Below are 7,540 nucleotides of genomic sequence, written 5' to 3' on the forward strand. Positions count from 1 at the left end.
GGGGTGCCGACCTCGAATTTATCGGGCCGCGCCGGAGATCGACTAACCATTGGATTCGCCCTGATGACGAAAATGACTGCCTCGATGTTCCGACCTGAAGCTAGCGCAGCTTGAACGATTCGCCGGAGCAAACAAATGCAAATTCTCGATTTTAATCACATATCGCAGATCTTCGTGAACTCGCTTGAGCTGGTGGTGGTCTTCGCCACCATTTGCGCCGCGCTGGAGTTCACCGTTCCGGCCTATCGATACAGTCTTGCGTCATACGCTCGCGGCGTGCGGAATTGGCTTATTCGGCTCGGGTTGGGTGCGTTTGTTTGGCACTTCTTCGCTGTTGGTCTGGCCTGGTTAGGAATAAAGCCGCTGGTAACGATCAATTTCGCAACCTTGCTCCACTCTGACAACGCAATCGTCGGCAGTGGATTGGCGGTCCTTTCCGGGGTTTTAGTCGCGATTGCTGGCGATTTCTTTTATTATTGGATGCACCGCGCTCAGCATGCTGTTCCATTCCTCTGGCGGCTTCACGCTACGCACCACTCGATCCGCGAATTGACGGCATGGAATTGCAATCATCACATCTCCGAACCCCTTGTTTACGCAGCGCTGGTAGCACTGCCACTCGCTCTGATCCATTTTGAATCTGGCGTGGTGCCCATCGTTGCCATGACGCTGATTACGTTCCAGGCCCATCTTTCGCACTCTAGTACCCGCATCAATCTTGGGCCGCTTCGATACATCATCGGCGACAACAAATTCCACCGCATCCACCACTCGATGGAAGCGCATCACCGGCACCGAAACTATGGGTTTTTCACAACCATCTGGGATACGATTTTTCTAACGGCATACTGGCCAAAAAAGAATGAGTGGCCGGAGGTTGGCATGCGAAACCAGCCCGAGCCGCTGACCGTGCGGGATTACATCATGTTCCCATTCGATCGACGTCGCTGGCGTAAACCCAAAGTCGGAAATGCTGTGGAGGCCAGGGATTAGACGAGTGGAGGCTTACGCCTCGTATCTGACTGCCGAGGCCAGAAAGCCATCAATGAATGCTGGAACATCCCTCAGACGCCCGACAAGCATCCACCTAACAAGGACTATTGCGCCTGAGCGGCAGCAGAGTAGGGAATTTTCCTATCGCGCTGCCGCGTTGGCGAGATTGACCGGAGATGGTCGCGCCAGTCGCGTGACTTTGCCGGCGCTGCACCGTCAAGCCAGCAATTCCCTCTCGGGCCTCCGCGCTCTGTCTAACGGGGCAAAGTGGGCACCTGTTTCTGCTTCACGACACGGTTTATCAACTGAAACCAGCCAGGCGGCGGAGTGCAAACCGGTCAAATAGCCGTTTTGTACCGCGCCGTGGCGCGGCATTATCAGCCCGCTGCCACCTCGGATCGTCTCCGGCATAGCGTTGCGTTTCGGTTCAGCATTGTAGCAGATCCTTCCAGAAAATTCACGGAGGCCTTGCAACACCAAATCGCTAAAACTGGTAAGAATCCCAAAGGCTCTTTGAGGTCAGCGAGGTCAAGCCGGGTGCATTTATTTCCCGCGACTATGAGCACTGCGGGTGCGAAGAGCTTGAGTCTACCTAGGAGAGGCTGGCACTTATGGCGCGATGCAAAGCTCGCAGCGCCGCGAGACTCGCGCCGAATAGATTGGCATGGGGAAAGCCCATCCCAACTGATCGCGCCCGGCCGGCGTGGCAGAAAGCCGGCAGTCGTTGGAGATATCGATGCCGGAATATGACGTGCTTTGCATCGGCAATGCTATAGTCGATATCATCGCGCAGTGTGACGAGGCCTTCCTGGAAACCAACGGCATCATCAAGGGCGCGATGAACCTCATCGACACCCGGCGCGCCGAGCTGCTCTACAGCCGCATGGGACCGGCGATCGAAGCTTCAGGCGGCAGCGCCGGCAACACGGCGGCGGGTGTCGCGAGCTTCGGCGGCCGCGCCGCCTTCTTCGGCAAGGTGTCGAACGACGCGCTCGGCGAAATCTACACCCACGACATCCACGCCCAGGACGTGGCCTTCGACACCAAGCCGCTCAATGGCGAGCCGCCGACGGCTCGCTCGATGATCTTCGTCACGCCCGATGGCGAGCGTTCGATGAATACCTATCTCGGCGCCTGCATCGAACTCGGGCCGGAGGACGTCGAGGCCGACAAGGCCGCCGGCGCCAAGGTCACCTATTTCGAAGGCTATCTGTGGGATCCGCCGCGCGCCAAGGAAGCGATCCGACAGACCGCGAGGCTGGCGCATGCCGCCGGCCGCGAAGTGTCGATGACGCTTTCGGATTCCTTTTGCGTCGACCGCTACCGCGATGAGTTCCTCGAGCTGATGCGCTCGGGCACCGTCGACATCGTCTTTGCCAACAGCCACGAGATCAAGTCTCTCTACCAGACCTCCTCGTTCGAGGAGGCGTTGGCCGCCATCCGCAAGGACTGCAGAATAGCCGCCGTCACCCGTTCTGAGAAAGGCTCGGTCATCGTGCGCGGCGACGAGACCGTTATCATCCAGGCGACGGCGATCGAGGAATTGGTCGACACGACCGGCGCCGGCGACCTCTATGCCGCCGGCTTCCTTTACGGCTACACGACCGGACGCAGCCTCAAGGAGTGCGGCGATCTCGGCTCGCTGGCCGCCGGCCTGGTGATCCAGCAGATCGGCCCGCGTCCGCGCCAGAACCTGCGCCGCGAGGCCGGGCAAGCCGGGCTGCTGTAGGGGCGTGCCAAGGACTAGCTTCCTTCCTCCTAGTGACAGCTGTTTAGGAAAGCGCGGGCAAATCGAAATGTCCCATGTGCATCCCGTTGAGGGCGGTTTTCCCCTTGGCGTCCCAGTCTAATTACCGGAACTCGGAAACGGGTTGGCGCCACTTACCGGTTTCAGGTGATCTTGACATCAGTCGGCGCGGACGCCCACATTCGCGTACTCCAGCATGCGACTAACCTCGCAGTTCTACTGGCGCGCCACCCTGCCCTCGCGCACCAATCGGTCCGACCAGAGGCCCGGGCTCACAGCCATTGCGCAGCCGGGCCGAACCGCCGTCTGGCCCAGTTCTGCACAGCGCGCCGTTTGTCGATTTGGCCCGGCAGGATCGTGTCGACGCCCTGAACGCGACCCGCGCGACCGTAGAAGAAGGCATTGTCGCGGATGGCAGCGTGGCTCTGCTGGGTGCTTCGCTGGGCATTACCTTCACCGGGGCAAATGCCGACCTAACCGCGGGTATCGCCATCGATCTGCGTCTCGTCGACATCCAAGTACCGGTGCGACGCGCTTTGTCACTTGGAATGTATTTCCAATGGACGGCCCCAGCTATGAGCGCGTCACAATCATTCGACGGTGACTGATTTTGCGAGGTTGCGCGGCTGGTCGACATCTGTACCCATGAAGAGCGCTGTGTGATAGGCAAGAAGCTGTATGGGCAGCGAGAAGACCATCGGCGCGATAATCTCGTCGACAGCTGGCAGCACGATCGTGTGCATGGTGTCGAGCTTGGATGCGGTTGCTCCTTTTTCATCGGTGACGAGGATAACCCGCCCTCCACGGGCGGCGACTTCCTCCATATTGGAGACGGTCTTGTTGAAAAAGCGATCAAATGGCGCGATGACGATCACCGGCATGTCCTTGTCTATCAATGCGATCGGACCGTGCTTCAATTCACCCGCCGCATAGCCCTCGGCGTGGATGTAGGAAATCTCCTTGAGCTTCAGCGCACCTTCCATCGCCAGTGGGAAACTGGTGCCACGGCCAAGATACAAGACGTCTTGATACTTAGATAATTCGCGCGCCAGAAGCTCTATCTTAGGTTGGATGCTGTTCAGGACCTGGCCCATAATGCGCGGCATTTCGGCAAGGCTTCGGACCAGCGCCTGCACCTCATTTTCGGTTACCGTTCCGCGGGTCCGGGCGGCGCTGATGGCAAGTGCGGCAAGAACGGCAAGCTGGCAGGTGAAGGCCTTGGTGGAGGCGACGCCGATTTCCGGGCCGGCAAGGATCGGGAAGACCGCGTCGGCCTCCCGAGCGATACTCGATTCGGCGGCATTGACGATCGCGCCAATTTTCAGTCCAAGCTTCTTGCAGTATCTCAGCGAGGCCAGCGTATCGGCGGTTTCGCCAGATTGCGAAATGAAAAGAGCAGCAGACTGGGGCGACAACGGGATCTCGCGGTAGCGAAATTCGGACGCAACGTCGATTTCGACTGGCAGGCGAGCATAGCGCTCGAACCAGTATTTTCCGATCAGTCCGGCGAGGTAGGCGGTGCCGCAGGCAGAGATCGCCAGGCTCGGAATGCTGGCAAAATCGAAGCTAGGAACCGGATCGGCGCGATTCTCTATCAAGCTGACATAATGGGCGAGCACATGGCCAATGGCCTCGGGCTGCTCGTAGATTTCCTTCTCCATGAAGTGGCGATGTTTGCCTTTGTTGGCCAGATAAGCCGCGGCCATGGAGGTCTGACGCGGACGCTCTACGGGGTAGCCGTCGAGATCGAAGATATCGGCACCCCCCTTGCCGATTACGGCCCAGTCACCGTCGATGAGATAGGTGACTTCATTCGTGAAGGGGGCAAGCGCGATCGCGTCGGATGCCAAAAACATCTCGCCGTCGCCGTGGCCGATTGCCAGCGGTGGTCCATTGCGCGCCGCGATGATGCTCGACGGATCATCCTCGAACAGGATGGCGAGCGCATAGGCGCCCTTGACGCGTTTCAGCATGGCATGCATCGCTTCGCCCCGCCCCATGCCCTCCTGGCGGTGTTTTGCCACAAGATGCGCGACGACCTCCGTGTCGGTGTCGGTCTGGAACTCGGCTCCCGCCGCCGTCAATTCCTCCTTCAGCTCGGCAAAATTCTCGATGATGCCGTTATGAACGACGGCCACACCGCCGGTAAAGTGCGGGTGCGCATTGCCTTCCGTCGGCGCTCCGTGGGTTGCCCAGCGCGTGTGGGCGATGCCGATGGAGCCGTTCAGCGGCTCTGCCTTCAGTCTCGTCTCGAGATTGACGAGCTTGCCCTCAGCCCGCCTCCGCTGCAAGGCGCCCCCGGTGATCGTCGCAACGCCGGCGGAATCATAGCCGCGATATTCCAGACGCGTCAAGGCGTCGACCAACCGCTCCGACACGGGCAGTTGCCCAACAATACCAACAATCCCGCACATGCCGTCTCCGACTTCTTTCCGGCAGCCTCAGTCGACGCACCAATCACGACGAGGATACCGACGCGCTGCAATTCAGGATCCTCTAATACGATTTTATTGGGACGGTAAAATTGATTGTTGGAATAGCAATCATCCACCCGATAAATGGACCAAAGATGCGCGACGGCATTCCAACAGAGCCTTTCGATGCTACATGTGCCGATTGACGTGGACATCGAGACGGCACTCGAAGCGGATGTGAAGTCGTGGTTCGCCTTCGCGGCGCAAAAGACCGACGAGCTGATCGTGCTCGCCCTTGCCCTGGCCGAAGGCCGGGATGAGGTCGCCGCTGGACATTCACTCGCCGGGGATCCCAGAAGTGGCCGAGATTTTCAACCTCATTATGCTTGCGCGCCATCGATTGTTGGATGGCCAACTGTGGGGGTGAATCCCGACTGCGGTCTCAAAACGCGCAGATGGGAGGAGGTCCGCCCTGCCCTGAACTTGGTGGCTGCGGTACGCGCAATTCGGTAAAAAGCGGAGACGGCGTAGCGCGCGGTGACACTCGCCGGCGCTGAGCGGCAACGCCACACAGCGGTCAATCTTGGGATCCACCGCTCCCAAGGCAATCGAGCTGCCGGTGGCGAAACGCCTCGACACCTTGGCGTGGCTGCGCCCTTATCATGGCGCGTCGAAGTCAGCTGTTCCACGAGGCCGGCGTTGGCGGGCGATCGAAGGGACTTGCGTATTTAAATGTGCCCGGCCAGAAACGAGACGGCTCTCCGCCAGCCAGTTTCGGATCATTCCGTATTGGGATAATCCAGTATCATTATGATCTCCCCATCTTGGTCGCCGAGATCCCGCTCCCGACGGTCGGAAGAAGCATCAGCGATCACGCGCCGCCGGTCCGCTGAGCGCGTTCCAGGAGACCGGATGGGGAATGGTTCAAACGGCACTTATGGAGGCGGCATCGCCCCTCTACATCTGCAGCGGACCAACTCCCGCTCGGGCTCCGTCCTTCAATCACCATCGCCACGAAAGCGAAGCCGAGCGGGCCGCAGCTGGGCCCGCCCCCATGGTGGAATATCCGGCGCCGGACCAGGATGCCATCGCGGAAGTCCGGGGTTAGCTTGCTCCCGGCGGATGCCGGGAGGGGTGTTCGGACCGCGCCAAAATAGCGATGCGCAGATGGCCGAGATTCAATGAGCGGCGTCCTAAATCTGAACGCTGCGTAGAACGCGTGCTTCGCGCGCGGCTGCGACGAAAGCTCGTCTAGCGGCTGGTGGATGGGCAGGCGGCGATCCACTGCATCGCGGAGGGTTGGATCTTCCAATATGGCGACCCGCTTCGCAAAGCCCAAAAAGGCATTGCGCGCCGTGCTTACCGGCTTGCGTCCGTCGTATGCATCGTGCCCTAAGGGCGGCTTCGTGGATCAGGTCTCTGCGATCTGGGTGCGTAGCCCGCTTTACGAAAAGGGGGCTGCTGAAAACTTTAGCATTCATTCGTTCCTCCCAATCTTCCAAATAGCCAATTTGCGTGAGAGGCGCCGCATCGACGCGGCGACCACGGCACAATGTGTTGTGGATCCGGCATGATTTCGCACGTGCGATAAAAAATTTGTGCGTTGCAATATCCGTTGCTGTTGCTATGATCATGTTGTCGGCCATCTACTCCTCCCAGATGTGGTGCCGACGCTGAGTGGGGCGCACCTCCTCCCGCGTCTCATCGAAATAGAGCCCGCTGTCACCTCCTCCCGGCAGCGGGCTTTTTCTTCGTCTGAGGCGCGATTTCGGTTGGGCCAACGCATTTGGCTAAGCGAGGCGAATAGTCCGAACTTCCAGGCCTTTCTTGCCCTGCCCGCATTGGACAAACACCTTCTGTCCCTCCATCAGCATGCTCAGTCCTGAGCGGGTCTGCGCGGTGGCATGAACGAAGATGTCCTTCTCACCGTTTTGAGGAGCAATGAAGCCGATTGTACCACTGCCCCCGGCACAGGGCATGATCGTTTATCATCTGGCCGCATGAAGGATGATCACACGGCCAGCCAACACCACGACCTGGACGCTCTCGCCGATCAGGTGCCAGGGCACCGAGTACCTGTTCGTATCCAGATCGATCGCACAGTCGGCCTGGACCTTGCGGATCAGGTCCCGCAGTTGCCCAACGGCGCCCCAGATGCGCCTCGAACGCCGCCCAGCTCTCGAACAGCCGGCCGGCGACCGCGACCGTTCTGGCGCAGTCGATCGTCCAGGAAGGCCACAAGGCGGTTGCCGCCGGCATGACCCGATGGATCTCGAGCGCGGTATCGACCTCGCCGTCGGTGAAGTCGTCACCGCTCTCGGCAAGGCCTCCAAGAAGATCAAGACCTCCGAGGAAGTCGCCCAGGTCGGCACGATCTCGGCCAATG

The 7,540-nt window shown here is 59.7% G+C and carries 6 protein-coding genes and 4 pseudogenes; 6 read left to right on the forward strand and 4 right to left on the reverse strand.

Features of this window, described 5'->3' with window-relative positions:
• Positions 1-135: 135 nt before the first annotated feature.
• The 3 genes and pseudogenes from RFN30_RS26780 to groEL (RFN30_RS32460) form a co-directional block, all read left to right on the forward strand.
• Positions 136-993 (forward strand): sterol desaturase family protein, encoded by an 858-nt coding sequence (locus tag RFN30_RS26780; RefSeq protein WP_320265060.1) that lies wholly within the window; start codon positions 136-138, stop codon positions 991-993.
• A 736-nt stretch (positions 994-1,729) separates the two neighbouring features.
• Positions 1,730-2,722 carry an adenosine kinase gene (locus RFN30_RS26785; protein ID WP_320265061.1) on the forward strand — a complete coding sequence of 331 codons (993 nt, stop codon included), beginning with the start codon at positions 1,730-1,732 and terminating at the stop codon, positions 2,720-2,722.
• A gap of 365 nt (positions 2,723-3,087) precedes the next feature.
• Positions 3,088-3,282, forward strand: a pseudogene (gene groEL / locus RFN30_RS32460) (chaperonin GroEL); the annotation flags it as partial.
• A gap of 48 nt (positions 3,283-3,330) precedes the next feature.
• Here the strand turns inward: groEL (RFN30_RS32460) and glmS are convergent.
• Positions 3,331-5,154: a glutamine--fructose-6-phosphate transaminase (isomerizing) gene (gene glmS / locus RFN30_RS26795; protein ID WP_320265062.1), complete on the reverse strand. Its 1,824-nt coding sequence runs from the start codon at positions 5,152-5,154 to the stop codon at positions 3,331-3,333.
• A gap of 189 nt (positions 5,155-5,343) precedes the next feature.
• Positions 5,344-5,490: a hypothetical protein gene (locus RFN30_RS26800; protein ID WP_320265063.1), complete on the reverse strand. Its 147-nt coding sequence runs from the start codon at positions 5,488-5,490 to the stop codon at positions 5,344-5,346.
• Here RFN30_RS26800 and RFN30_RS26805 point away from each other — a divergent pair.
• Positions 5,486-5,667: pseudogene (locus tag RFN30_RS26805) on the forward strand (hypothetical protein); the annotation flags it as partial. The gene RFN30_RS26800 and the pseudogene RFN30_RS26805 sit on opposite strands and share 5 nt — an antisense overlap.
• Positions 5,668-6,467: 800 nt before the next feature.
• Positions 6,468-6,728, forward strand: a complete 261-nt coding sequence (locus RFN30_RS26810; RefSeq protein WP_320265064.1) for a hypothetical protein — start codon at positions 6,468-6,470, stop codon at positions 6,726-6,728.
• Positions 6,729-6,944: 216 nt separating this feature from the next.
• Here RFN30_RS26810 and RFN30_RS26815 read toward each other — a convergent pair whose 3' ends face one another.
• Both RFN30_RS26815 and RFN30_RS26820 read right to left on the reverse strand, forming a co-directional pair.
• Positions 6,945-7,133 carry a cold-shock protein gene (locus tag RFN30_RS26815; RefSeq protein ID WP_320265065.1) on the reverse strand — a complete coding sequence of 63 codons (189 nt, stop codon included), beginning with the start codon at positions 7,131-7,133 and terminating at the stop codon, positions 6,945-6,947.
• A pseudogene (locus tag RFN30_RS26820) lies at positions 7,114-7,356 on the reverse strand (Mu transposase domain-containing protein); the annotation flags it as partial. The gene RFN30_RS26815 and the pseudogene RFN30_RS26820, both read right to left, overlap by 20 nt.
• Here RFN30_RS26820 and groEL (RFN30_RS26825) point away from each other — a divergent pair.
• Positions 7,349-7,540: pseudogene (gene groEL, locus RFN30_RS26825) on the forward strand (chaperonin GroEL); the annotation flags it as partial. The pseudogenes RFN30_RS26820 and groEL (RFN30_RS26825) overlap by 8 nt on opposite strands.

The organism is Mesorhizobium dulcispinae, from assembly GCF_033977345.1.
Classification (GTDB): domain Bacteria; phylum Pseudomonadota; class Alphaproteobacteria; order Rhizobiales; family Rhizobiaceae; genus Mesorhizobium; species Mesorhizobium dulcispinae.

Coding starts and splice junctions, on each gene's coding strand:
- RFN30_RS26780 (WP_320265060.1), top strand. CDS start 136: ATGCAAATTCTCGATTTTAATCACATATCGCAGATCTTCGTGAACTCG.
- RFN30_RS26785 (WP_320265061.1), top strand. CDS start 1,730: ATGCCGGAATATGACGTGCTTTGCATCGGCAATGCTATAGTCGATATC.
- glmS (WP_320265062.1), bottom strand. CDS start 5,154: ATGTGCGGGATTGTTGGTATTGTTGGGCAACTGCCCGTGTCGGAGCGG.
- RFN30_RS26800 (WP_320265063.1), bottom strand. CDS start 5,490: ATGTCCAGCGGCGACCTCATCCCGGCCTTCGGCCAGGGCAAGGGCGAG.
- RFN30_RS26810 (WP_320265064.1), top strand. CDS start 6,468: ATGGCGACCCGCTTCGCAAAGCCCAAAAAGGCATTGCGCGCCGTGCTT.
- RFN30_RS26815 (WP_320265065.1), bottom strand. CDS start 7,133: ATGCCCTGTGCCGGGGGCAGTGGTACAATCGGCTTCATTGCTCCTCAA.